The organism is Bradyrhizobium sp. Ash2021 (genome assembly GCF_031202265.1).
GTDB lineage: Bacteria > Pseudomonadota > Alphaproteobacteria > Rhizobiales > Xanthobacteraceae > Bradyrhizobium.
This window is the reverse complement of sequence record NZ_CP100604.1, coordinates 7651726-7674983: the sequence shown is the minus strand read 5'-3', so window position 1 is coordinate 7674983 and position 23258 is coordinate 7651726. Positions and strand designations below refer to the sequence as shown.

Below are 23258 nucleotides of genomic sequence, written 5' to 3'. Positions count from 1 at the left end.
ATGAAGCGCGCACAGGCAAGAACTCTTAAACGAGACGTCTTTCTGCAGGTCAATAAGGCTTCGGAGTATCCGGCGGACAGTAGAGTTCGATAAGCCTATCTGTACCTGCACGCAAACTTAGGAGTTGATCGTCGTCGGGACCCTTCCGAGCATCGCGAAAATCGATCTGGTTCGGATATCCATTCACGCCTCTAACAAGGAAGGTAATATCCGGATATCCGAGGTCGCGCTCCTCCTTCGCGATCTCGTTAAAATGGGTCTGGTAGGGAAAATTGCCCATCTGCCTTCCGGGGTGGATCCGATTGAAAAACTCCGTGTAGGTCGGGAAGGTCCCGGCAACCGCACAACGGAACAGTTCGGCACGAATCTTCGCCTTCAATGCAGTATCCATCTGTACCCCTCCCGGATCCGCTCCTTTTACGGCAGCATAGACAATGCCCGTATGCCGACCATTAGCACAACGGAAGAATTTCGAAGGGTGGACAGCGAACTTGAAGTTGTATCTAAATTGGAGACATATTGGGGAGGAGCATAGGTGATTTCCGCCAACCAACACGCCGTGGCCGACGTCCTGGGCGATACCTTCGTCCACGAAATACCGCCCTACCAACGTCCCTACGCCTGGCTTCCAGAACATGCCTTGCAGCTGTTCGAAGACCTCCGTGAGGCAATGCAGTCGGGCGATGGCGAGCCGTACTTTCTAGGTAGCATCGTTCTCATCAAGCCGCACGGCCAAGTAATCGGCCAGGTCGTGGATGGCCAGCAGCGCCTCACCACGTTGACGATTCTCGCCGCGGTTCTCCGAGACGCAGCCACGGAACAGCAGGAACGTGATGCGCTTGGGGCCACCGTCTACATCGAGCCAAACCCGTTCATGGATCAAGTCGAGGCTGTGCGAGTCATCGCACACGTGGAAGATCGTGTCTTCTTTCGAGAAGCAATCCAAGTCCCCGGCGCCACAGCCAAGACCGAGCCACCTCACAAGCCGAAGAACGAGTCTCAGCGTTTGATGTGGGAGAACGCGGTCAAGTTGCGTGCGAGCGTCTCGTCGTTGAACGACGTCGATCGTCAGTTGATCGTCAAGTTCCTGTTGAGACGGTGCGTCCTCGTTGTCGTTTCGACGGAATCGCGAGCCGCCGCCCTGAGGATATTCAGGGTGTTGAACGACCGCGGTCTGGACCTGTCGAACGCCGACGTGATCAAGGCCGACCTACTCAGCAAGGTCGCGCCGGCGGAGATCGCGCATCAAGCCGCACGGTGGAGAGAATTCGAGGCCGACCTGGGACGCGAGGAGTTCGAGGGGCTTCTGGAGAACCTCCGTTTCATCCGTGAGGAAACCAAAAACCGGCGCTCCCTGAGCGAGGCATATGAAGAGCGGTTCAAGGGAGCCTCTTCCGCGGAAGTCAAAAAATTCTTGGACGACGAGCTTGCACCGGCGAAGCGTTGGATAGCTGAGATCTTGGACGGCGACGGGGAGGACTTCCCCGAAAGTTTGAGGCGCGACGGCATGGAAGCGCTCTCCGGACTTCGTCTTCTGCCCAACAGGGACTGGATGCCACTTGCGCTCGCGGCAGCGACGAAATTTGGATCGTCGGAAAGGCTGATCTTCGTCTTGACAAAGCTAGAGGGGCTCGCGTGGATGATGCAGCTTGCTCGGCGATACGACACACAACGGCTGAACCGGTATGCCGAGATAATTCGGGCTTTGCGCGGACTGGACGCGAAGTTGGACGCCTGCCTGACGCCGACCGCAGAGGAAAACGAGGATGCGTGGCTGGCGTTGAGCGGTCCGATCTATAGCCGATTCCCCGTCAGAGTCGTGCGCGCCATACTAGAGCGGCTGGACCGGCTCCTCGCGGAGCAGCCCGTCGTTTGGGAAGGTCAAAAGACAGTGGAGCACATTCTTCCTCAGAACCCGGAGAAGGGTGAATGGATCGAATTCGATCAAGCGCGCCGGAGCGCGGTGACGGACACTATCGGCAATCTCGTTCTGTTGACCTCCCGCAAGAATTCCAGCGCTTCGAACGCACCCTTCGCCGAAAAGAAGAAGATCTACTCTGGTCAAGGAAATACAGCAGCCGGGAAAAAGAGAGCCACTTACGCGAGTGCGCAGGAACTGGTTGGTCTGCCCCGATGGGACCTCGATGCCTGCGAACAACGGCAGAAGCGGCATCTTTCATTGTTGGCCGAACAGTGGGGGATCAAGGAAGTTTCGATGAGTCCCGCCCGGGCTGCGGCGCGCGATGTCGTCGCCGAACTCATCGCGAGTCGACCACTATAGCGCGGCGTCAGATCAAAACCCTTCGTCTCATGCATAAGGTTGTTTGCAAAGCGCTGCCGTCCCGCTGCAAGTTCGCGAAATTTTTGCCACCTACCCCAGTAAGGACTTCGTAGGTCGGAACATCGCTGTGTGGTAAACTCGGCAAGATGATAGTCGTTCTATTTATAGAGAGGGAGGGTCGTTTTATGAGGAAATCGAAGCAAAGAGGATCCTCAAATGACCTTTGAAATCACACGCTCTAAAAATCTGGTATCTCGTTCGCTGCAGCCTAGAACTGCCTCCATCCTTTGTGGGGCTCTCTTGTGGGCTCCGTTCGCCAATGTCGCCTTCGCAGTCGAAGCGAAGGTCGTTTTAGACCAGATCCTGGGCGAAGCAATCCCTCAGCTCCAAAATGTAATGGCGTCGGTGAGCCAGGGTTGCTCTGGCGGGTCGAGCGGATTGCCCCCAGTTGGCTGGAGTGAAAAGCAGAAATCCGGCAACTTGGCTGTCAATGCATTCAGCGCCGCAAGAACGGCTTTGGCAACAGGCCAGACATCGGATGCTGTGCAACAGATCAACACTGGTGTGAGTCAGTTGGACGCATTAATCGTCGGTTTGCATAACAGTTGTTCTGGGGGTGCGAGCGGCGTGGATCCCGTCTCCTATAGCAACTACGTGCGGTTTCGGGATGTGCTGAAGGAGCGACTGGAGACTGCGAAGCGCTTTTTATAGAGATCGTTTTTCCGCCGCGACAGCCGCGCTGGAGCGGCGTCGCGGGTGGCTGAGTGTAATTGCACCATCGTGCGCTGTACGAATAATGGCATCCGGCCAACCGCATGAGAAATCGAAGCGTAAGTCGGCATAGGTACAAAATCGGCTTTCGCGTTTGAGAGTATTGGGTTGGATGATGTGATGATTCTTGGCAGGGGAGGAGGCCCGGCGTGAAACGTCCGTCCAAGCTCGATTCGTTTCTCGATGCAGAGAGAACTTCGGACCGATTGGGAGCTGTTGCGATTACCGGCAACGCAAAGTCTCACGTGACTGCGAAAGCAATGCAGGGTCGGCGCGACCATTTCGAACTCTCGCACCCGATCCGATGTCTACTAATGCGTAGCGGCGTCCTTCTTATCGGCGTGATCTTGTCCGTGCCAGCGCTGGCGCAGTTCGACGCCCAGCGTCGACCACCGGATTGGATGGAGCGGGGGTTTGAGGCAGCTATCAACGATTTGGCCTCGACTCGGGGCGGGATCGCGCTCGACGCCGATTTGTACCTGTCCAAGTTTGTGCCCTCCGGGCGTGCGGGGCCCGTCATCGACAAGCTGCTGCCGCTCCTCAGTGACCGCGACCCCGCCATAAGCGCCGCTGCGGCACAAGCCCTCGGTCGGATTGCGATCGGCGAGCGCGCGGGCCCCGTCATCGACAAGTTGACGCCGCTCCTTGGCGATCAGAACAACGTCGTTAAAGGCGCAGCGGCCCAAGCCCTCGGTCAGATTGCGACCGGCGGGCGTGCGGGGCCCGTCATCGACAAGTTGCTGCCCCTCCTCGGTGACCAGGACACGTCCATTGTATACGCAGCGGCCCAAGCCCTCGGTCAGATTGCGACCGGTGAGCGCGGGGGGCCGGCCATCGACAAGCTGCTGCCCCTCCTCGGCGATCCGAATAGCTCCATCAGGGGCGCGGCGATACAAGCCCTCGGTCAGATTGCGACCGGCGGGCGCGCGGACCCCGTCATCGACAAGCTGCTGCCCCTGCTCAGGGACCAGGACGCCTCCAGCAGCGCCGCAGCGGCACAAGCCCTCGGTCAGATTGCGACTGCCGAGCACGTGGGCGCGGTCATCGACAGGCTACTGCCGCTCCTTGGCGACCGGGACTCCTCCGTCAGCGCTGCAGCGGCACAAGCTCTCGGTCAGATTGCGACCGGCGATCGCGCGGGCCCCGTCATTAACAAGCTGCAGCCGCTCCTCGGCGGTCAGGACAAGATCGTCAAGGGCGCAGCGGCACAGGTCCTCGGTCGGATTGCGACCGGCGGGCGCGCGGACTCCGTCATCGACAAGCTGCTGCCCCTCCTCAGCGACCAGGACCCGTCCATCGTGTATGCAGCGACACAAGCCCTTGGTCAGATTGCGACCGGCGCGCGTGCGCGCGCCGTCACCAACAGTCTGCTGCCACTCCTCGACAACCCGAATAGCTCCATTAGGGGCGCAGCGATAGAAGCCCTCAGTCAGATTGCGACCGGCGAGCGCGCGGGCCCAGTCATCGACAAGCTGCTGCCCCTCCTCAGCGGCCAGGACCCCTCCATTGTGTACGCAGCGGCCCGAGCGCTTGGTCAGATTGCGACCGGCGAGCGCGCGGGCCCCGTCACCGACAGTCTGCTGCCACTCCTCGACAACCCGAATAGCTCCGTAAAGGGCGCAGCGGCACGAGCTCTTGGTCAGATCGCGACCGGCGAGCGCGCGCGTCCCGCCATCGACAAGCTGGTGCCGCTCCTCGGCGACCGGGATCCCGACATCAGCGCCGCAGCGGCCCGAGCGCTCGGTCAGATTGCGATCGGCGAGCGCGCGGGCCCCGTCATCGACAAGCTGCTGCCCCTCCTCAGCGACCAGGACACCTCCATCGTGCGCGCAGCGGCACAAGCCCTCGGTCAAATTGCACAGGGCGAGCGTGCGGGCCCCGCCATCGACAAGCTTGTGCCGCTCCTCCACAACACAAACAGCACTGTTAGGGGCGCGGCGGCCCTAGCCCTTGGTCAGATTGCGACCGGCGATCGCGCAGGCCCCGTCATCGACGAGCTGCTGCCGCTCCTGGGCAACCCGAATAGCACCGTCAGAGGCGCAGTGGCAGAGGCCCTCGGGCGGATTGGACCGGGCGGCCTAAGTGCTGCGTTAACCGCCGTTCGCCTTATCAACTCTCGTGAGGACGAAGTGGCAGGGGTGCTTCGGGCCGCGGCGCATGTCGCGACCGGAGCGGACAGCAAAAAGGACGGTAGCGAGCTGCTCTTTGCGTGGCTGGGACGCCCCGATGCGTTGCCGCTGGATTCGGTTGGGAACAATCCCGCCGAAGCCCACAGAGTCCTTCAGCTGCTGACAGATAATTGGGCGGCGCTGTCGAGTTCACAGCGTACCCGTGTAGAAGCCGAAAACGCCGCGATGGCTGCAATCGAAGCAGCCTGCCAGGTACCCACCGAAACGAGCAGCCTCGCCGAGTTCGTCCGCTCCTCCATCGCATGGCTGCGCGACCTGCCAATTGAGGGCCCCTTTCACCGCTGCTGGACTTCTGACGAAAGGCGGACGGTGGAGGCGCTCCTCGCCCAGCTTAAGAAGTCCCATTCGACCCATGCGCAGGCGCTCGCTGCGCATCTCAGGGGCGAGAACATTGCTCCAATCAGCCTCTGGCTGACGTGGTCACTCGTCCTCTGGACGTTGTTCTGGACCGCCTTCCTCGTCGCCTTTCCCTGGTCGCGCACCATCCAGGCAATCTTCTTTTGGAATCCGCGGGCCCGGCAGTTTTTCAGCGCTGGCTTCGTGCCGCTCGTGCTGCTGATCCTACCGCCGCTGCGACGACGTCTCCTTGCGCCGTTCCGGGACGACCTCGTTGCGCAGGCCAGGCTCGAGGATTTTGCTGAGCTTGCCTATTTCGCAGACAGTCGCGCGCGTGTGGATGACGGGGAGGTCATTCGTCTCTCCCAATTGCAGTCCGACCTCACGGGGGTCGTCGTGCTTCAGGCTGATTCCGGGCTAGGCAAGACCAGCTTCCTGCGTGAGATCGCAGGCAAGGCGACGCGGCCGGTCGCCTTCCTACACGCGCGCGACTGCGCCGATGGCGTCGACGTTGCCATCTCCCGCATCATTCACGACGTGCAGGAAGCGGGCTTCGTGCGAAGTCTCGTCCATACGCGCACACTCCAGGTAATCGTGGACGGCCTCAATGAGGTGGAAGCCGACACACGCGAAAAGATCCGGGCCTTCGCCCGCGACATGTCGAAGGGTGACGTGATCGTCGCGTCTCAGCCGATCGAGTGGCGCCCGCCAGCGAATTCCCGAAAGGTCGAAATCCTACCGCTGGACCGCAGCGAAGCGACCGAGTTCCTCATGTCACGGCCGGTCGGTGCAGACGAGACGCAGCCGTGCCGAGGGGAGGCCTACAAGGAAGCCGTGCAAAAGTTTGTCTCGACCGCATTCCACCAACCGCAGCAGATCGAACGTGAGACGGCGGAGCTGATGCTGTCGAACCCGTTCGACCTGACTTTCGCAGCCGAGCTTATGGCGCGCGGGCACATGCCTTCGCCGACTGCGCTCGTAGACGAGGCTTTTCGGCTGGCAGCCGAGCGCTATCAGATGATCAACGTGGTTGCGTTTCCCCTGGAGAAATTCGGCCAACATGCCGTCACAATGCGGCTCGAGGATCGCAACAAACTGAACCCCGACGAATTCCCAGCCGAGGCTTCATCCTTGCAGGAGCAACGGCTTCTTGTGCCACGGGCGATCAGAGACGCCCAGGGCAAGGAGAAGAATTGGCTCTTGTTCCGGCACGAACGCGTGTGGGATTTCTTCATAGCAGCGGCTTTCAAAGATCCGGACCTTTGGTCGGAGCACATAAGCGACGCGCGCTTCCGCGGCGTTTACCTACGGATCGCCGAGACCTGGGACTCCGAGAGCGCCGAGAGGGTCAGAGATTATTTGTACGTTTCGGCAGCGAATTCGGGCGACCATTCGACGAGTGACGAGTTCATCAAGCGGCTCGACAAGCGATTCCCCCGAATAAAAAAGCCGCGGAAACTTCAAGTGGTCCCTCGAAGTTGACCGATCGGAAAGGATGTTCCTGTGAGGCGCCGGGGGCGTGTGCGCGCCGATTGGTCTGCGTCAACTGATTTGTATGAGCGGTTTGGTCGCTTTCACTCCAGTGATGGAGGGGGCTACGCTAGACTATCCGGCACGATCGAGCGCACGCTGCTTCGAAGACGCGCCAACTGCCACGAGAGCGCATGAGGTTCACGGCCGAACCGGCCAATCCAGTGGTACACAGCGGTGGTCACAAATCGCGACCGGGCTTTTCAGGAATCCTTGTTTCGCAGCGGTTTTCGCGCATTCGCGGCATCGGGGGAGAGAGTCCCTCCCTCTCCGCCACCCCTATGGGACAGCGCAGAAGTCCTTCAGAAACAGGCATTTCCCGAACCGCCGGTTTTTGGCGGTGGAGCATCACGGTGGAGCACCGTGTTCAGCAAAACTTTGCCACCGTCAGGGCAAGCGTGCCAGCAAAAAATGGAGATTGGCGGCGAGAATCCCTCCCTCTCCGCCAATTAGCTCGCACCCCAATTAGCAGTCCGAAGGGCCCTTAAGGCCCGTGTTTCGCGCAGTTCGACGCCCAACCAGAGGCGATGCGCGTGACTGTACCGGGGTCTGTACCAGCAAAAGTACCAGCGAAAAAACGCCGCGACCGGCAGCCCGCCGGGCGGCGGCCGCCGCGTTATTTGACCGGCGACCCCTCCGGCTGGCGCTTTCAGCTGCGGCTTTCCCCGACATTCTTCGGAAACGGTATTTTGGCCGGATCCCAACTTGCAGGGCCCGCCCGTATCGTCCGGGCTCAGTTGGGCCCGCGTAGCCGCGGCGAGGCCAAACGCCTGGCGGTGCTGCTTGCAAGCCTCTGCCAGACCATCTGCAGCTTCGCGGCCGACACCTGGAAGGGGACACCGATGACCACGTTGCACTTCGACGACAAGCAGAACGACCTGATCAGGCACACGATTGATGCGTGCCAGAATGCCATCACTCGTGCGCTCGAGAACCCGTCTCAAGCCATTGGGCTGGCGCGCGGGCTGGACGCGGCGCTGGCCTCGCTTCAGCTCGTCCAGCGGGAGGTCGCCAAGGGCGATGCAGGTGCGGTCGCCGTGACTACCAATGCCGACGCCCTGGCCCGGCAGGCGCTGACCGATGTGCTGAAACTCGCGGCCAAGCCAGAGCAGGCGCTTGCCGCCTTGGCTGCGGTTGAGGATGTCGGTCCCCCAGCGCCGACGGTGCGCAACACGCCGGCGCCGGCTGCCGAGCCGAGGGCGGCAACACACGACTTGCCGCTCTTCAGCGAGATCTCGCAGGCCTATATCGACATGAGGAACGACAGGGATCGTAACCATCCCGACATTCCGATCCTGACCCTGCGTCGCCAGATGTTCCTCGATGTCATCGGCGATCGCACGCCGAACCAATACTATCCGAGCGATTTGCAGATCTTCGTCAACAAGATGCAGTACTGGCCCGCCAACGTGACCAAGCGTTCGGACATGCAGGACCGGTCGACGCTGGAGATTCTGGAGGCGAACAAGAATTTCGCGATGAAGCCCATGGCCGAGAACACCATGATGAACGGCTACATCGCGAATATCCGGACGATGATGCGCCATCGCATTCAGGACCTCAACTATCGTGATCCGTTTGCCGGCGCAAAGGTCTCGTTGCCGCAGGCCTACAAAGCTCCGCGGCCCCGCGAAGGCATCTCGATCGAGGTCACCAACCGCGTGTTCGGCAACGGCGTCAAATCCGGAGTTCTGGACGAGGCGATGTTCCCGCTGTTGGCCAAGCTCACCTCGCGGCGGCTCGGTCTGCTTGCCTATCTGCAAGGCTGTGACATCCGTCAAAAGTATGGTGTCTGGGTGGCGCAGACCAACGGCATCGTCGAGGTGGTGAACGAGAAGACGGGAAAGAAAGAGTGGCGGCGCGTTCCGATCAAAACGTCGGAATCGATGTCATTCTACGTGCTGCACAACTACCTGGATGAGATCGGCTTCATCTCGTGGATGCGGGCGCGCAGCGGCTTCATCTTCGAGGCAGCGCACGAGCATCCCAATCCGTCGAAGTACATGTCGAAGACGATGCAGAACATCATGAAGCGCTGTGGGGCCAAAGGCGGCGAGGTATTCCACTCGTTGCGCGGCGATGCGATCGACGAAATGCGCGATGCGGACGTGGAGGGCCGTGCCCGGCGGCTGCAGTCCGGACACGAGCTCGGCGACGTGCACGACCAATACGGCTTCCGCGCGCTCACGGCCAAGCAGTGCCAGTACCTCGCCAACCTGCCGCTGCAGGAGGATATCAACTGGACCGTGTTCAAGGGGCTCGATTTCGATGCGATGGCCAAACGCCGTCGCACGCGCGGCCGTCGCCCCAAACAGATGGAGGACTAGCTTGTTAGCAGATGAGCTTCAGCCGACAACACCGCCGTTCATTGCTCCGCAAAGTGCGGGCTCGGCCGAGACGTTGCTGGTCAAGCCTTTGGCCGGCGACGCGGCTGCGAGCAGGAAAGCCTCACTGCTTGCGACCGTCGCGTGCGTTGGCAAGGGCGGCAGCGGCAAGTCGACCACGAGCACCAACCTCGCCGTGATCGCGCGCATGGCAGGCCTCAGGGTAGCGATCATCGATGCCGACCCGCAGCAGTCGAGCTTCGTGTGGAAGTGCGTGCGCGGCCGGAACGACATTCCCGTCTGCCGCTGCGGTCCCGAAGGCCTCAACGATGCGATCGAGGCGGCACGGCGCGCCGGCATCGAGATTCTCTTCGTCGACATGCCGCCCGACCTTCGTCATGTGCCTTCCGCCGCGCGCCATGCCGATCTGGTGCTCATCCCGATGCGCCCCACTCTCTTCGACCTGAAGGTCACACGCGGCCTCATCCCATTGTTGGCATCGGCGGGCGTGAGCTACGCGGTGGTGCTTAATGCAGCTCCCCCGATCCGTGATCTAGGCGAGTCGCCGATGGTGCGACAGGCGCGAGAGGCCTTGGCCGATATCGGTCCGCGGCTGTGGCGGCGCCAGATCACCCACCGCGTGACGGTCCCCTACGCCGCCGTCCGGGGTGCCGGCGTGGTCGAGACCGAGCCTGCGGGGCACGCAGCCTGCGAATTCCGCTCGCTCTGGAATGCCGTGCGCAACACGCTGAAGCTGGAAGGACCCGTCCATGAGATCGCCTAAAGAGACACTGACCGCAGCGCTTGCTGCCACTGCGATGCCCGCCGCTGACGACACGTTCGGAGCTGACGCCTGCGACGCCCAGACCGATGCCGGCCGTTGCGGCGTTCTGGTCCGCGTCAGCCCCGAGCTCCGCCGCGAGCTCAAGCTCGCTGCGATCGCGCGCAACACGACCGTGCAGGACCTGATGCTGGAGGCGATCGCGATCGTCCTGAAGGCGCCCGTTCAAGCACCGAAACCCTGAAGATCGCTAATCGAAGGCCGACAATACGGGCCGACAAGACAGGACAGGAATAGGCCGACAATAACGAGGGGTAGCAGCGATGATTGATATCGAGAACCTGATCCGGAAGGCGAACAGACTTTTGGATCTCATACCGCCACGCGACGTCAGCGATGGAACGGCTGAAGCATACAGAGAGACATTCCTCCGGATGTGGAATTCAGGGCACCTCGATCCGCTTCAGGACGGGATCGCTCTCGACACCTATTATCATCGGCGCGCCGCATTGCACTGTGGTGCGCGGCTATTCTTGACCGCCGCCCGCTCTGGAGGCCGCATGGTCGTCAGCACCAAATCCAAGAACGCAGTCCGTAAGGCGTTGGCGAAACTTGGAAGCAAAGCACTGCCCGAGCTCGGCGACGACGTGCTGATCACGCCCTATGTGCTGAGGCATCAGATCATCGCGGATATCAAGACCACGTTCGGAGGGGGTGAAGAGGTAGCCGCGGCTGCCGGTCAGGGCACCGATCGCACCCAGGCACATTACGCTGACATCAAGCATGGACGGAAGCGGAAGGGCTATCTCAGCATCAAGGCGGCGCACCGGCCGCGCTGCGGAAATGTCGAACGCGGGCGACATCTCTCGCGTACTAAAGCGCCCCGCAAGAAGCGGTGAATGGCTTCAGCGAATAGCTGTGTCAATCGGCTTGCAAATTTGGCTCTGACGCAGTTTTGGTGCAGCTGCGTTTATTCTGCGCCGATTAGCCTGGCTTGAAGCAGATCGATTTTGCCACGGCCGTACATTTGGCGTCTGACGAGCTTGAGGCGCGTGATCTGACCCTCAGTCTGTCCGTTGGACCAGAGCGAGGTGATCGCCGCCCGAACCGCGGCTTCATCGTTCGTTACGCCGCGGGCGAACGATGCGACAAGACTGGCGCGAGCGCGCTCGATCCAGGGTGACAATTCGGCGGCGGCTCGGCGCCGGATCATCATGTGGAATTCGGCGATGATCTCGCGTGCCTCGACCAGGGGTGGCACGCCAGCTTCTACCGCCGCGACGGTCACCGTCTCTGCCTTCGATAGCGTATCCCGTCCGACGGTCATGAGACGAGCGATCGTTCTGGCCGATGGAATCCGATGAAGAGTTTCGACATCAGTCTTTTCGGCCCGCCGTCTACGGGTCGTCCATTCGCCGACAACGCGAAGGGAGCCTCGGAAACCGCGCGCCCGTAAGCGGCGCCAAAGTTCAGCGCCGTTTCGGCAACCGGCTGCCCATTGATCGTCGAGCCATGGCAGGTGCTGATCGAGAGAACTCTCCCGGGTCCGGAAGACATCATGGCGTTCGCCGCGGATCACCTGTCGCACCAGCCCCCTGCTGTGGCCCGTCTGGCGCACGATCTGCTTGATCGGCATTCCACCTTTCGACAGGCCCAAGATGGTCGCGTTGGCCTCCTCGCGCCGGAGATAGCCCTCATATTGGAGCCGCTCCGCAGCTGTAAGCAGCTCGGGATCGATCGTCGTTGCTCCGATTGCGCTGCGGATCTGACGCATCGATTTTCGGACGGCATCGAGGAAGGCCCGACTGGCGTTCTCCATCAGATGCCAACGATCTGCGACCTGTACCGCGTGCGGCAGGGCTCTAGCTGCGGCTTCGCCATATCCTCCACCGCGGTCACGGGCGACGATCGCGATCGTGGGATGAGCAGCGAGCCAGGCCTGGGCGGTCGCGGGCTCACGGTCTGGCAGCAGGGTGACCACCCGGCGCCTTTCCAGGTTGCAGATGATGCTGGCGTATCGGTGATTGCGCCGCCAGGCCCAATCATCGATGCCGATAACCCTGAGCGGGTCAGCTGGTGGACGGCTACGGCGTCGAACCACGCGAAGGAGCGTATCCTTGCTTACCGGCAGCATCAGCCGTTTTGCGAAGCCTGCGGCCGGTCGTCCGCCAAGCGCCAGACCGAGGTGATGGACAATGGAGTCCAGCCTCGCCGTGCGTCGCGCCGATGGAGCCAGCACCCCTTCGGCGAAGCGCTCAGTAAAGATTTGGCGCCCGCACAGAACGGCGTCGCAGCGGAAGCGGCGGGCGACCACCAGGAGCTGTACGATACGCCCCGAAAGCGGGAGGTCAGTTACGCGTCGCCGATACCGGCTATGGACACGCCGGGAAACTGTTCCGCACAAGGGACACAGACCGACGCTTCCGGACGCCCGGATCTCAATAACGGCCTTATCACCTTCGTAGTACGCACTCTCTACAACAAACCCACGCGGCACCAGACTGGAGCGGTGGAGTGCTTGCTGCATGGCGTTGATTCTCCTCCAATCAAAGCGCCACGCATCCCCCAAACTGCATCAAAAGTGAGTCAGAGCCCAATTTTGACCCCTTTGCGCGGCGGGCTTTGCTGGTAGCGCTCGTCTCGTCGGAGCTGGCCGGGATAGCGGAGGCGAGACGAACGCGGGTGGCGTGATCGTCGTCTCGGCTCTTGAACCGCCAGCTATCGTTGCCGGTCTCGACGATGTCGCAGTGATGGGTCAATCGGTCGAGCAGCGCGGTGGTCATCTTGGCGTCGCCGAACACGCTCGGCCGCGCGCAAGATTACCTGACTCGCCGTTCGCAGCGGCTGAATTTCCCGCCTCGACAACTTCTTGTTCAAACAGGAAGAGCTTCTGTCGAGCCCGACCTCATTTGTAGCGATTGGAGACAAATTCATTGGATCATGTCGCGATCGAATAACTGATTTGCTGTCGATCCGTCGGCATGGTTTTCGATGATACGAAGTTGCGCCCCGGCACCGACAACCTCAAAGAAGACCTTGTCATCCTTGGGGTCGTCTCGCCAACGCCCTGGTTCGTTCGCCCATACGATTCGATTGCCCTCTATCCTGCATCTATATGTCCAAATGAAATTGTCGATTGGACGCACATAGATCAATAGCAGAACGCCGTCGGTCGTTCGGGTCGTTTGAATTGCCTTTGGATCGCGATCCATAATCGATGCTATCGCCGTTCGGCAAATTGCCACGGGTTCAAACGGCGGTTCAGCCGATGCCGGCGACAAGCTCGCAAGGAACATCGTGATTGCGAGTGATTTAGAAGCAAATAGCATCACCAATCCGCATTTGTCGTGGCTATGATCTCGTTTCGCTTGCCCTGAAAATTGCAGCCACTATTCGGTGCAAAGCGGGCCATCTTTCGTTTTCGACGACCAGCCGAAAGCCGAGGTTGGCGGGAGGTGCGCCGGCGGCGCAGCCGCCGGTGCGGGGGTCGCGGATGAAGTCGGTCATATAGGTCCGGTGTGCCCCCTGCACGACGCGAACGCCGCAATTGGTGTTCGTAACGCGCGAACCGCCCTTCGGCTCAAGGTTCATGCGAACGAAGCAGGTGTTGGTCCATTCCCAGACATTGCCGCCGATGTCCTGCAGGCCGTTCGCGTTGCGCCCGAAGGTGCCGACCGGCTGGGGGTCGACCGCGAACGGCCGCGCGCGGTTGGCTTCAGCCTCGTAGCGCGCGATCCAGGCCTGTGCCGGATCGACCGGATCGACCAGAGCGAAAGCGTCGTCGCGGACTTTCTCACCTGCTGCAAATACCCACTCCTCGTCAGAAGGAAGACGATGCAGCACTCCGGTCTTCTTCGTTATCCATTCGGCGTAGGCCGTCGCGTCGCGCCAACTGACGCCCACCACCGGACGGTCCGCCATCCCGGACGGGATCCGAGGGCAGCCGCCGTCGTCGACGCAGGCCGCGTATTCACCCGCGGTCACCTGGCGATTCATGATTTTGAGCTTGCTTGTCAGGCGTTCGTTACGGAGCGGCGCTTCCGCAGGCTTGCCATCGTGGGAAAAGTCGCCGGCGGCTCGATACTGGAAACTTGTCGCGACGATGTCGGCCAGCTCGGAATTGATGGCATCATCCGCCGACCGGACCGGAGCTATTGTCAGCGCGAGCGGGCTTGCCAATGCCGCGACGGTCATCGCGACCTTGATCTTCATTGCGAGCAGCATGATCGGTCCTCCGCAATTCGCGGCCTGCGGCTTTCACCGCAGGCCACGTCGTCCTCACCGCAACAGAGTCTGGTTCGCAGGCTCCGCCCCTCCAAGCTTGGCGGGAGGAATTGGTCCGGGAGGTTGCACTTGCTTCATCAGGTCGTTGTTCCATTCGCCTTCGACCTTGAAGTGGGCGGTGGCGCCGAGCTCGGCGGCCTCGATCAGATTGTGGCTGACATAGGCGTAGATGCCCGGCTGACGGAAGGTGTAGAGCGCGGCGCCCGCCGATCCGCCACGAATGAACCAGGTTTCGAGGTCCTTCTGCGGCGGGTTGGCGAATTTGCCGGTATCCCAGACATAGTCGCCGTGGCCTCCGATCAGATGCGGACGGGTGTCACGGTTGGCTTCCGAGTGCACGATCATGACGGTCTCGCCGACCTTGGCGGTCATGGCGTTCTTGCCGGTGAGGGCGCCGACCTTGCCGTTGAAGACGACGTGGGTCGGGGTCAGCTTGCGCATCACTTCGATCGTGTCGGCGAAAGCTTCGCCAGGAGAGTCGTAGGTTTTGTATTTTCCGTTCTCGTCCTTCGGGATGTAGAGGTCGTTCTCGCCGACGTAATAGATGCGGTCATAGTGCAGCGGCTTACCTTCGCGATCCTTCAAGCCGGCGCGCGGCAGCACCATCACCGTACCGTGCATGCCGGATACGACGTGCCAGGGAATCATGCCCTCCGGGGCGCAGTGATAGATAAATACGCCAGTCCGCGTCGCCTTCCAGCGCAGCACGACTTGCTCGCCGGGGCTGACGTGGGTCAGGGCACCGCCGCCGAGGCCTCCGGTGGCCGCATGGAAGTCGATATTGTGGGGCATCGTATTGGTCTCGGGATTGACCAGCGTCAGCTCGACATAGTCGCCTTCGTGCACGACCATCATCGGGCCGGGCATCGAGCCGTTGAACGTCATCGCTTGCAGCTTGGTGCCGGCGTCGTCAATGACGACTTCCTTCTCCTTGATGGTTAGCCTGAATTCCATGATCTTCGGGCCTTCCTTGGTCGCTTGTTCGTGCAGATGCACGAAGGGCGGTGCCACCAGATCCACGGCCTGGCGTGGCAGCTTGAGATCGTCAGCCGCCAGTGCGGGAGCCGCAACGAGAAGGGCGGCTATCGCTGCGCCCAGCAACGCGGTTCTTCGGGTGATCATGACCTCTCCTGTTTCGGTGCCTGTGGTTCGTGAAATCAATATGTCCGGAAGCACGAAGCGCTCTTTGCGCCAACGCAAGCTTTCGAGGAGAATCCGGAAAGTTGTTTGTTGCCGCACAAAGAAGTGTGCGGATGGCCGCCTAGACTGGCATGATGAAAAAAATTACAGTTACAGCGGACACGATGGTCGACCAGGTAATGAACCGCTGGCCTGCCTCCATACGCGTCTTCATGGACTTCAAGATGAGCTGTGTCGGCTGTCCGATCGCGGCCTTTCACTCAGTCGACGATGCCATCCGGGAGCACAAGGTCGATCCGGCCGCGTTTATGGCCGCGCTGCAGGCGGTCTCGAGTTGAGTTCGCTTGAGCTCATCGCCAAATTCGCCAATGTGTCGGATAAATCAGAACTGGTTCGTTTGCCCAAACATTGAACCACAGGGCCTGGCGCCTCCGGCACGGAAACCCCAGGGACGAATGCCATCCTTGCCGATCGCTCTGAGTTGAAGGTCGCAATCTTCGGGCGCGATGGAAATGGGAAGCCACTGATGGGGCGAAGGACGTGTCTCAGACATTCTGGCCGTATGAAAAAGCAACGGCCGATACGCATTGATCCTCGTCAATGTTCATACAAAGGAAGTTTTGGTCGACAAGCCATCAGTCGATAGCCGGGCATGCCTAGCCGCGTTCACCGTCTGGCTTACCGTGCCCTTCTGCGAGCCCGAACAGCTTGTGCGGATCGCGGAGCACGATGCGCTGCCGTCCACCCTCGACCAGACCCTGTTGCTCCCAGGCGCTGAGAATACGGCTCACGGTATGCAATGTGGTGCCCGTCATCTCGGCAACGTCCTGCCGGCTGATCGGAAAATCGATTTCGACGCCATGTTCGACCTTTCGGCCGGCTTGCTTGGCCAGCCGCAGAAGCGCGTGCGCGACGCGCCGCTCGACCTGTTCGCTGGACATTTCGAGGACACGGGCCTGCGTGTCCTGTAACCGGTCTCCGACCGTCTGCAATGCGCCTGCCGCGATCGTGGGAAATCTTGCGGTGAGCCGGGTCCACGCCGTCGATGGCCATGACAGCGCCACGCTGTCGACGACCGCAATTGCGGTCGCTGGGTAGTTCCGGAGGGCGATCGCCTGCGCGACACCGAACAATTCGCCCGCCGAGACGTATCGAACCACGATCTGCTGACCTTGGGGCGTCGTCTTTTCAACGCGCAAATGGCCATGCAGCAGCACGAAGAACGCATGAGCCTCGGCGCCCTGGTCGAACACGCTGCTGTCCTTCGGGTATCTCACCGATCGGGCGTCGCGCAGGATTTCGTCGAGATCGCCGGCGCTCAACCCCGCGAAGATGGGGATATTTGCGACGATTGAACGGTTGATAGGGGCCATTGGAGTTTTCCGGATGTCGCTCTGAAACGGCGGAACAGTAAGGCCAAGGGTTGCAACCGCCGCCGCCATTCGGCGGGATCGCGACCCAGCCTCACTATACATCGCCGAAATCGGCCGTGAGCTTGCGCTAGAACAAGTTCTGTCCGGCGCCGGCGGGCTAGAAGGCGCGCATGGGGTCTGGGTCGAGACCAAAGGATTAGCAGGAGATCGAGATGCGCAAGTATTTAGTGATGGCGGTGGTTGCCGCGGCGATAGCGGCGGCCGGTGGCGCAACCGCGGCCGAAGTCGAAGTCAAGATGCTGAACAAGGGGACCGAGGGAATGATGGTCTTCGAGCCGGCATTGGTGAAGATAGCGCCGGGCGATACCGTGAAATTCGTGGCGGCCGATAAGGGGCATAATGCGGAGAGCATCAAGGGCATGCTGCCGGACGGTGCGGAGCCCTTTGCCGGAAAGAGCGGCGAAGAGATCGCCGTCAAGTTCGATCAGGCCGGGATTTACGGCGTCAAATGCATGCCACACTACGGCATGGGCATGGTGGCGATGATCGTGGTGGGAACGCCGGCCAACGAGGAACAGGCCAAGGCCGTGCTCCAGGTCGGCAAGGCCAAGCAGGTCTTTGCCGCGCTGTTCGAGAAGCTTGCCGCCACAAAGACGGCCGCAAAATAGCTCCATCACGAGCGAGAAAAGGAAGCGGTTTTGCTGGCCGCTTTCTTTGTTTTCGCGACCTGTTTGTGCTCTGACAAAGAGGCGCCGCGTTGTCCGCTTACAATCCCGGCGAGACCGGTCGAGACAAGGTCAAACTCATGCCGATACCTCGTCTGAGAGACTATCGAGGCCCTGCTTTGTTTTCGTACGGTTTCCGGCCGTTCTTCTTCTTCGGGTCTGTTTACGCCGGCGCCAGCATCCTCGTGTGGTTGCCGGCCTTTTACGGTCACCTGAAGCTCGGCACGGCGTTTGCGCCTCGGGACTGGCATGTCCATGAGATGCTGTTCGGATACATTGCCGCCGTCGTTGCCGGTTTCCTGCTGACGGCCGTGCCGAACTGGACCGGACGGCTGCCGCTGCAGGGCAGGCCGCTCATCTTGCTGTTCTCGGTCTGGGTCGCTGGCCGAGTTGCCGTCAGCACGTCGTCCTGGATTGGCTGGGCTCCCGCCGCGGTCATCGATGTCGCCTTTCTCATCCTGCTCGCGGCTGCCGCTGCGCGGGAGATCATTGCGGGCAAGAAGTGGGACAATCTCAAGATCGTTGCTGTCATCAGCCTGCTCGCCGTCGGAAATCTTGCGTTTCACGTGGAGGCGCATCTGGCGGGGCTGGCGGAATACGCCACCCGTAGCGGCATTGCTGTCGTGATCGTCCTGATCGCTCTGATCGGCGGCAGAATTATCCCGAGCTTTACCCGCAACTGGCTCGCGAAACGGGCGCCAGGTCGGATGCCAACGCCGTTCGGCCGGTTCGATGTCGCGACCCTCGGATTGAGCGTGCTCGTTCTCTCGTTCTGGATCGCTTTGCCGCTGGAGCGGACGACCGGCGGGTTGCTGCTGGCTTGCGGCTGTATGCACTTCGTCCGCCTCGTCCGCTGGACCGGATATCGGACCTTCGCCGATCGCATGGTGCTGATCCTGCACGTCGCCTATGCGTTCGTCCCGGTGGGCTTCGTTCTCACGGCGCTCGCCGCTTTCGAGCTTGTTGCTCCGAGCGCCGGAATCCACGCTTGGACCGGCGGGGCGATCGGAACCATGACGCTCGCGGTCATGAGCCGGGCGACGCTCGGTCATACCGGAAGGCAACTGGAAGCATCGCCGGCGACGCACATCGTTTACGCGTCGGTCATCGTCGCAGCCGTGGCGCGGGTCTGCGCCGTGCTGGAACCCGATCATATGGGTCCGCTGCTGGCGATCGCCGGCATTGCATGGGCTGTAGCGTTTCTCGGATTTGCGGCGGCTTATTCGGTGGCCTTCTGGTCACCACGCCGGTTCTGATCCGATTTCCCAGCCCGCTATCTCGCCCTGCCAGACGTTGACCAAGCTCCTGAGCATTCACTTCGTTCAGTGCAGACTCATTCAATCATATCGCGATCGAACATCTGCTGCGTGGTCGATCCGTCGACATGATTTTCGATGATGCGAAGCTGCATGCCGGCGCCGACGACTTCAAAGGAGACCTTGTCGTCCTTGGGATCTTCCCGCCAACGTCCCGGTTCCATCGCCCATACGATTCGATCGCCCTCGAGTCGGCATCTATAAGCCCAAACGAAGTTGTCTATGGGACGTAGATAGGTCAACAACACGACGCCATCAGAGCTGGCGGTCGTTTGGATGAGCTTTGGATCGCGGCCCATGATCGATGCGATCGCTGTCCGGCAGATTGCCCGGGTTTCGAACGCAGGTTCGGCAGATGCGGGCGACGCAGCTGCAAGCAACATCGCGACTGCGAGCGGGACCGAACGCATCTCCACTCCTCACTGTCCAGAGGCATGTCTGTTTTAACTTTGTCTGCGATTCAAAAGGCCTCGGCTACCAGCCGCAACGAGGCGCGTTTCCTTCCACATACGCACAACGATGCTTTGGCGCTGGCTTAAACTGAAGGCTTGAGCTGCCGCTTAAGCGTCCATGTCTGCCAGGCGCTGGCGGTTGCGGAGAACGATTTGACGAGCACCGGAAAACAACAGGATGCCCTGATCGTTGAGCTGTGAAAGCGCGCGCGACACGGTTTCCAAGGTAAGACCCAGGTAGTCTCCGATATCACGCCGACACATCGGCAAGGCCATCATGCCGGCCTTCGCCAGCCGACGATCCATTTCCAAAAGAAAGGTGGCGACACGCTCCATTGCGGTCTTTCGGCCAAGGAGAAGCATATGATCTTCCGCCCGTCGAAGGTCAGATGCGGTCATGGTCCAAAGGTTGTGGGCGACCTGAACGTTCGAGCCCGCTGCCGCTTCGAGGCTCCGCCGTTTGACCAGGCGAACGGTGGTGTCGGTGATCGCCTCAGCGGTCAGGCGATGGGCCGAACCGGCATCGAGCCCGAAGACGTCTCCGGGCAAATGGAACGCACCGATTTGACGTCGTCCGTCGCTCAACAGCTTGTAGGTGCGGACGGCGCCGCGGATCACCTGGTAAACGTATTCGCAAGGCTCACCCTCTCCATAGATTTCCTCTTCCTTCCGGTAAGTGAACTCGGTCGCAATCACGCCCGAACAGCTGGCGATGACACCGAACTGGTCGGTTGACGGAGGAATTTGCGGGAGGCGGCCGTTGAGAACCGTGGCTGCCGGGGCGCTGATCGTCTGGGTGAGCATTTCGCCATCTCCTCGATGCGGTGATGGCTTGGTTTACTGAGGATATTCGCTCCTGAATATTTCGGTCGATATCCTAGGGAGGTTTCCCTACGGGGTTTTACGGAGGCGGTTTTGCAGGCCTAGCCGGCGGGCGAGCTGGGATCCATGACGTTGCGGACGGACGCCAGCAGGCTGTCCCCGAGATCGGGCTTTCTTAGCACCTGACGCACTCCCGCGGAGCTGGCTTTCGCGGGAAGGCTCTCGTCGGCATAGCCGGTGATCAAAACGATCGGCGTCGTGATATCGAGATCGCGCAACCTCTGCGCCAATTCCAGGCCGTCGATTCCCGCCATCTTGTAGTCGACAATCAGACAATCGGCCTCATGCCGGACCCGAGAGCCGAGCAAAGCCGTTGCGCTGCGGTATGTCCGTACATCGAACCCCTCGGTTTCCAACAGAAATCGCAACGATTTGAGCACGTCGAAATCGTCATCAATGACGTAAATCATCGATTTCCTGGGCGGAGGGCCGATTTCCGCACGACCAGATGGAATGTGTCGGGCATCTATCATCGGAGCAGAATAACGCGTCTCCCTCGGCTCGACTTGATTTGGCTCAATCCTTTAGGATACCGGCCCGGATCGCAAACCTCACGAGTTCAGAGAGACTGCCCGCCTGCATTTTGGTCATGACGTTGGCGCGATAGACCTCGACGGTGCGCGGGCTGATTTCGTATTCCCTCGCGATTACTTTGTTCGACTGACCAGTCACCAGGCCCTGCATCACCTGGCGTTCCCGCGGGGTGAGGGAAGCCACCCGCGCGGTCATTTCATCCGTGATTGCCTCGCTCTTCGAGCCAACGTCATTCTGCGAAAGGGCGGTTTGGATCATGCTGACGAGCCGCTCGTCCTCGAATGGCTTCTCCAGGAAGTCGAGCGCTCCCAGCTTCATGGCTTCGACGGCGAGGGGAACGTCGCCATGCCCCGTCATGATAATGACCGGGAGCTTGCGAACGGCCGAGTTCGAGTTCAAGTGACGCAGCAGCTCGATGCCATCGATCCCCGGCATGCGGATGTCCGTGACCACGCACCCAACTTCTACGTGAGGGAGCTCGTTCAGAAAGACTTGTGCCGAATCGAAAAGCCGCACCTTGAAGCCCGCGGCACCCAGCAAGAAATCCAGCGAGTCGCGCATCGCCGGATCGTCATCGATGACATAAACTTTATCGTTCTGCGACATGTGTCAGGTCCCTGGCAGACGCGGCCGGCAACGTGAAACGAAACGTCGCGCCGCCCGCTCCATTTGTCTCGGCCCACATCCGGCCGCCGTGGGTTTCGATGATCGTTCGGCTGATCGAGAGGCCCACGCCCATGCCGGTGTCTTTCGTCGTAAAGAACGGTTGAAACAGATTCATCTTGGTATCCTCGCCGAATCCGTGTCCGGTATCAGATACCACGATTTCGATCATATCATCGGCAGCTTTGGCGTTCGAAGCGATCAGTTCCCGGTGGGTCGAAGTGGCCATCGCTTCAAGCGCATTGCGGAAGAGATTGACCAGGACCTGCTGGATCTGGACCCGGTCGGCAAACACCAGATCGCACGCCGGATCGAGGTTGAAGCGTAGCATCACGCCTTGTTCACGGGCGCCAGTGAGGCCGAGGGCGCCGGCCTCTTCGACCAATTTCGAAAGACTCTCGACGCGCTTCTCGGTTTCATCTCGTGCAACGAAGCTGCGCAATCGCCTGATGATCTCGCCGGCACGTATAGCCTGCTCCGCGGCGCGATCGAGCGCGCCTTCGATCTTGGACGCGTTGGGGTCGGTGCTATCAGCCAGCAGCCGGCGCGATCCCTTCATGTAGTTGCTGATGGCCGAAAGCGGCTGATTGAGCTCGTGGGCAAGTGCGGATGCCATCTCCCCCATCGCGCTTAGGCGCGAGACGTGAACCAGCTCGGACTGCAATTCCTGCAATCTCGCCTGGGTCTGTTGCAGCTCCGTGAGATCGCGGACGAAGCCGGTAAAATAAGGCTGCCCGCCCGATTGCATCTCGCCGATGGTGAGGTGCATGGGAAATGTGGTTCCGTCCTTGCGCATGCCGGTCACAATGCGGCCGATGCCGATGATGCGCCGCTCGCCGGTCCGCAAGTAGCGGGCGAGATAGCCGTCGTGACGACTTCGATCCGGCTCCGGCATCAGCGCGCTGATATTTTTCCCGATCGCTTCAGCCTCGGTATAGCCGAACTGCCGTTCGGCGGCGCTGCTGAAAAATTGCATGATGCCGTGCTCGTCAATGACGATCATCGCGTCCGGTACCGTGTCGAGGATCGAGCGAAAGTGCCGCTCACGCGTCCTCAAGGCATCCTCGACGCGCTTCTCATTGTCGATGTCGAGCACGATGCCGCTGAGCCTTGCGGGTTCGCCATCCGCACCGTTGACGATCGCTCCCAAGGTACGCACCCAGTGCCCAGCGTCCGAGTGCCTGTGTATCCTGTACCGGACGTCGAAATTACGCCCGGTCTCGATCGATTTCTGCACCGCCTGCGCCGTGCGATCGCGATCTTGCGAATCCAGCAGGGAAAGGAAGAGTCCGTAATTGACGGGCTGCTCCGGCGGGACGCCAAACAGCTTCCTGGTGGTGTTCGACCAGGTCAATTCCTGGGTCGAAAATTCGAGGCTCCAGGTGCCGACACCGGATCCTTCGAGCCCGCTGCGCACGTTGTCGTCGAGCGGATCCTGACTGCGAAATGGCCGGTCGATGTCAATCATGCTCCGCCTTCGGCTCTGCGAACTCGCTACGTATCATACCTGATCGATCAGCGGGAAATTGGAATACCGACGAAGCTGTTAGAAGTGCTTATCTCTTTGAAGTAAAAGGCATTATCGATCGGGCGACCGCGAATTTGACGCTCGCGATTGCAGCCCGACACAACCTCCGAAGCGTATCGTCTTGATCTAGGTCAGATTCGATCTGGAGT

The 23258-nt window shown here is 60.8% G+C and carries 21 protein-coding genes and 1 pseudogene; 10 read left to right on the top strand and 12 right to left on the bottom strand.

Annotated features, from left to right (window positions below):
• Window positions 1–49: 49 nt before the first annotated feature.
• A complete protein-coding gene (locus NL528_RS36945) occupies window positions 50–391 on the bottom strand; it encodes a hypothetical protein (protein ID WP_309179288.1) in 342 nt (113 codons plus the stop codon).
• Window positions 392–535: 144 nt separating this feature from the next.
• On the opposite strand from NL528_RS36945, the gene NL528_RS36940 reads away from it, so the two are divergent.
• The 7 genes from NL528_RS36940 (at window position 536) to NL528_RS36910 (ending at window position 11111) form a co-directional block, all read left to right on the top strand.
• Window positions 536–2281 carry a DUF262 domain-containing HNH endonuclease family protein gene (locus tag NL528_RS36940; RefSeq protein WP_309179287.1) on the top strand — a complete coding sequence of 582 codons (1746 nt, stop codon included), beginning with the start codon at window positions 536–538 and terminating at the stop codon, window positions 2279–2281.
• A gap of 216 nt (window positions 2282–2497) precedes the next feature.
• Window positions 2498–2992, top strand: a complete 495-nt coding sequence (locus tag NL528_RS36935) for a hypothetical protein (RefSeq protein ID WP_309179286.1) — start codon at window positions 2498–2500, stop codon at window positions 2990–2992.
• Between the two features lie 209 nt (window positions 2993–3201).
• The gene (locus tag NL528_RS36930; RefSeq protein ID WP_309179285.1) at window positions 3202–7059 is read left to right on the top strand and encodes a HEAT repeat domain-containing protein; all 3858 of its coding nucleotides are present in this window, start codon (window positions 3202–3204) and stop codon (window positions 7057–7059) included.
• A gap of 785 nt (window positions 7060–7844) precedes the next feature.
• Complete coding sequence (locus tag NL528_RS36925) at window positions 7845–9434, top strand: hypothetical protein (protein ID WP_309179284.1); 1590 nt, start codon at window positions 7845–7847, stop codon at window positions 9432–9434.
• A 1-nt stretch (window position 9435) separates the two neighbouring features.
• Complete coding sequence (locus NL528_RS36920) at window positions 9436–10215, top strand: ParA family protein (RefSeq protein ID WP_309179283.1); 780 nt, start codon at window positions 9436–9438, stop codon at window positions 10213–10215.
• Window positions 10202–10456, top strand: coding sequence for a ribbon-helix-helix domain-containing protein (locus NL528_RS36915; protein WP_309179282.1), 255 nt, complete (start codon window positions 10202–10204; stop codon window positions 10454–10456). Before NL528_RS36920 ends, NL528_RS36915 begins: the two co-directional genes overlap by 14 nt.
• 316 nt (window positions 10457–10772) lie before the next feature.
• Window positions 10773–11111: a hypothetical protein gene (locus tag NL528_RS36910; protein WP_309179281.1), complete on the top strand. Its 339-nt coding sequence runs from the start codon at window positions 10773–10775 to the stop codon at window positions 11109–11111.
• Window positions 11112–11182: 71 nt separating this feature from the next.
• Here NL528_RS36910 and NL528_RS36905 read toward each other — a convergent pair whose 3' ends face one another.
• The 5 genes and pseudogenes from NL528_RS36905 to nirK form a co-directional block, all read right to left on the bottom strand.
• A complete protein-coding gene (locus NL528_RS36905) occupies window positions 11183–12739 on the bottom strand; it encodes an ISL3 family transposase (RefSeq protein WP_309185154.1) in 1557 nt (518 codons plus the stop codon).
• Between the two features lie 19 nt (window positions 12740–12758).
• Window positions 12759–13019 (bottom strand): annotated as a pseudogene (locus NL528_RS36900) (ATP-binding protein); the annotation flags it as partial.
• Window positions 13020–13142: 123 nt separating this feature from the next.
• Complete coding sequence (locus NL528_RS36895) at window positions 13143–13547, bottom strand: hypothetical protein (protein ID WP_309179280.1); 405 nt, start codon at window positions 13545–13547, stop codon at window positions 13143–13145.
• 16 nt (window positions 13548–13563) lie between these two features.
• A complete protein-coding gene (locus tag NL528_RS36890) occupies window positions 13564–14436 on the bottom strand; it encodes an SUMF1/EgtB/PvdO family nonheme iron enzyme (protein WP_309179279.1) in 873 nt (290 codons plus the stop codon).
• Window positions 14437–14490: 54 nt separating this feature from the next.
• A complete protein-coding gene (gene nirK / locus NL528_RS36885) occupies window positions 14491–15618 on the bottom strand; it encodes a copper-containing nitrite reductase (protein WP_309179278.1) in 1128 nt (375 codons plus the stop codon).
• A 149-nt stretch (window positions 15619–15767) separates the two neighbouring features.
• On the opposite strand from nirK, the gene NL528_RS36880 reads away from it, so the two are divergent.
• The gene (locus NL528_RS36880; protein WP_309179277.1) at window positions 15768–15974 is read left to right on the top strand and encodes a DUF1858 domain-containing protein; all 207 of its coding nucleotides are present in this window, start codon (window positions 15768–15770) and stop codon (window positions 15972–15974) included.
• A gap of 318 nt (window positions 15975–16292) precedes the next feature.
• Here the strand turns inward: NL528_RS36880 and NL528_RS36875 are convergent, their stop codons facing one another.
• A complete protein-coding gene (locus tag NL528_RS36875; RefSeq protein ID WP_309179276.1) occupies window positions 16293–17009 on the bottom strand; it encodes a Crp/Fnr family transcriptional regulator in 717 nt (238 codons plus the stop codon).
• 212 nt (window positions 17010–17221) lie between these two features.
• On the opposite strand from NL528_RS36875, the gene NL528_RS36870 reads away from it, so the two are divergent.
• Both NL528_RS36870 and NL528_RS36865 read left to right on the top strand, forming a co-directional pair.
• A complete protein-coding gene (locus tag NL528_RS36870; RefSeq protein ID WP_309179275.1) occupies window positions 17222–17677 on the top strand; it encodes a pseudoazurin in 456 nt (151 codons plus the stop codon).
• A gap of 137 nt (window positions 17678–17814) precedes the next feature.
• Complete coding sequence (locus tag NL528_RS36865; protein WP_309185153.1) at window positions 17815–18990, top strand: NnrS family protein; 1176 nt, start codon at window positions 17815–17817, stop codon at window positions 18988–18990.
• 77 nt (window positions 18991–19067) lie between these two features.
• On the opposite strand, the gene NL528_RS36860 is transcribed toward NL528_RS36865, so the two are convergent.
• The 5 genes from NL528_RS36860 to fixL form a co-directional block, all read right to left on the bottom strand.
• The gene (locus tag NL528_RS36860; protein ID WP_309179274.1) at window positions 19068–19460 is read right to left on the bottom strand and encodes a hypothetical protein; all 393 of its coding nucleotides are present in this window, start codon (window positions 19458–19460) and stop codon (window positions 19068–19070) included.
• A gap of 150 nt (window positions 19461–19610) precedes the next feature.
• On the bottom strand, window positions 19611–20306 hold the full coding sequence (locus NL528_RS36855; RefSeq protein ID WP_309179273.1) for a helix-turn-helix domain-containing protein: 696 nt from the start codon (window positions 20304–20306) through the stop codon (window positions 19611–19613).
• Between the two features lie 119 nt (window positions 20307–20425).
• A complete protein-coding gene (locus tag NL528_RS36850; protein WP_309179272.1) occupies window positions 20426–20794 on the bottom strand; it encodes a response regulator in 369 nt (122 codons plus the stop codon).
• A gap of 106 nt (window positions 20795–20900) precedes the next feature.
• A complete protein-coding gene (fixJ, locus tag NL528_RS36845) occupies window positions 20901–21524 on the bottom strand; it encodes a response regulator FixJ (protein ID WP_309179271.1) in 624 nt (207 codons plus the stop codon).
• The gene (gene fixL, locus NL528_RS36840) at window positions 21508–23049 is read right to left on the bottom strand and encodes a sensor protein FixL (protein WP_309179270.1); all 1542 of its coding nucleotides are present in this window, start codon (window positions 23047–23049) and stop codon (window positions 21508–21510) included. Before fixL ends, fixJ begins: the two co-directional genes overlap by 17 nt.
• Between the last annotated feature and the right edge of the window lie 209 nt (window positions 23050–23258).

Coding starts and splice junctions, on each gene's coding strand:
- NL528_RS36945 (WP_309179288.1), bottom strand. CDS start 391: ATGGATACTGCATTGAAGGCGAAGATTCGTGCCGAACTGTTCCGTTGT.
- NL528_RS36935 (WP_309179286.1), top strand. CDS start 2,498: ATGACCTTTGAAATCACACGCTCTAAAAATCTGGTATCTCGTTCGCTG.
- NL528_RS36915 (WP_309179282.1), top strand. CDS start 10,202: ATGAGATCGCCTAAAGAGACACTGACCGCAGCGCTTGCTGCCACTGCG.
- NL528_RS36910 (WP_309179281.1), top strand. CDS start 10,773: ATGGTCGTCAGCACCAAATCCAAGAACGCAGTCCGTAAGGCGTTGGCG.
- NL528_RS36905 (WP_309185154.1), bottom strand. CDS start 12,739: ATGCAGCAAGCACTCCACCGCTCCAGTCTGGTGCCGCGTGGGTTTGTT.
- NL528_RS36890 (WP_309179279.1), bottom strand. CDS start 14,436: ATGCTGCTCGCAATGAAGATCAAGGTCGCGATGACCGTCGCGGCATTG.
- nirK (WP_309179278.1), bottom strand. CDS start 15,618: ATGATCACCCGAAGAACCGCGTTGCTGGGCGCAGCGATAGCCGCCCTT.
- NL528_RS36880 (WP_309179277.1), top strand. CDS start 15,768: ATGATGAAAAAAATTACAGTTACAGCGGACACGATGGTCGACCAGGTA.
- NL528_RS36875 (WP_309179276.1), bottom strand. CDS start 17,009: ATGGCCCCTATCAACCGTTCAATCGTCGCAAATATCCCCATCTTCGCG.
- NL528_RS36870 (WP_309179275.1), top strand. CDS start 17,222: ATGCGCAAGTATTTAGTGATGGCGGTGGTTGCCGCGGCGATAGCGGCG.
- NL528_RS36865 (WP_309185153.1), top strand. CDS start 17,815: ATGCCGATACCTCGTCTGAGAGACTATCGAGGCCCTGCTTTGTTTTCG.
- NL528_RS36860 (WP_309179274.1), bottom strand. CDS start 19,460: ATGCGTTCGGTCCCGCTCGCAGTCGCGATGTTGCTTGCAGCTGCGTCG.
- NL528_RS36855 (WP_309179273.1), bottom strand. CDS start 20,306: ATGCTCACCCAGACGATCAGCGCCCCGGCAGCCACGGTTCTCAACGGC.
- NL528_RS36850 (WP_309179272.1), bottom strand. CDS start 20,794: ATGATTTACGTCATTGATGACGATTTCGACGTGCTCAAATCGTTGCGA.
- fixJ (WP_309179271.1), bottom strand. CDS start 21,524: ATGTCGCAGAACGATAAAGTTTATGTCATCGATGACGATCCGGCGATG.
- fixL (WP_309179270.1), bottom strand. CDS start 23,049: ATGATTGACATCGACCGGCCATTTCGCAGTCAGGATCCGCTCGACGAC.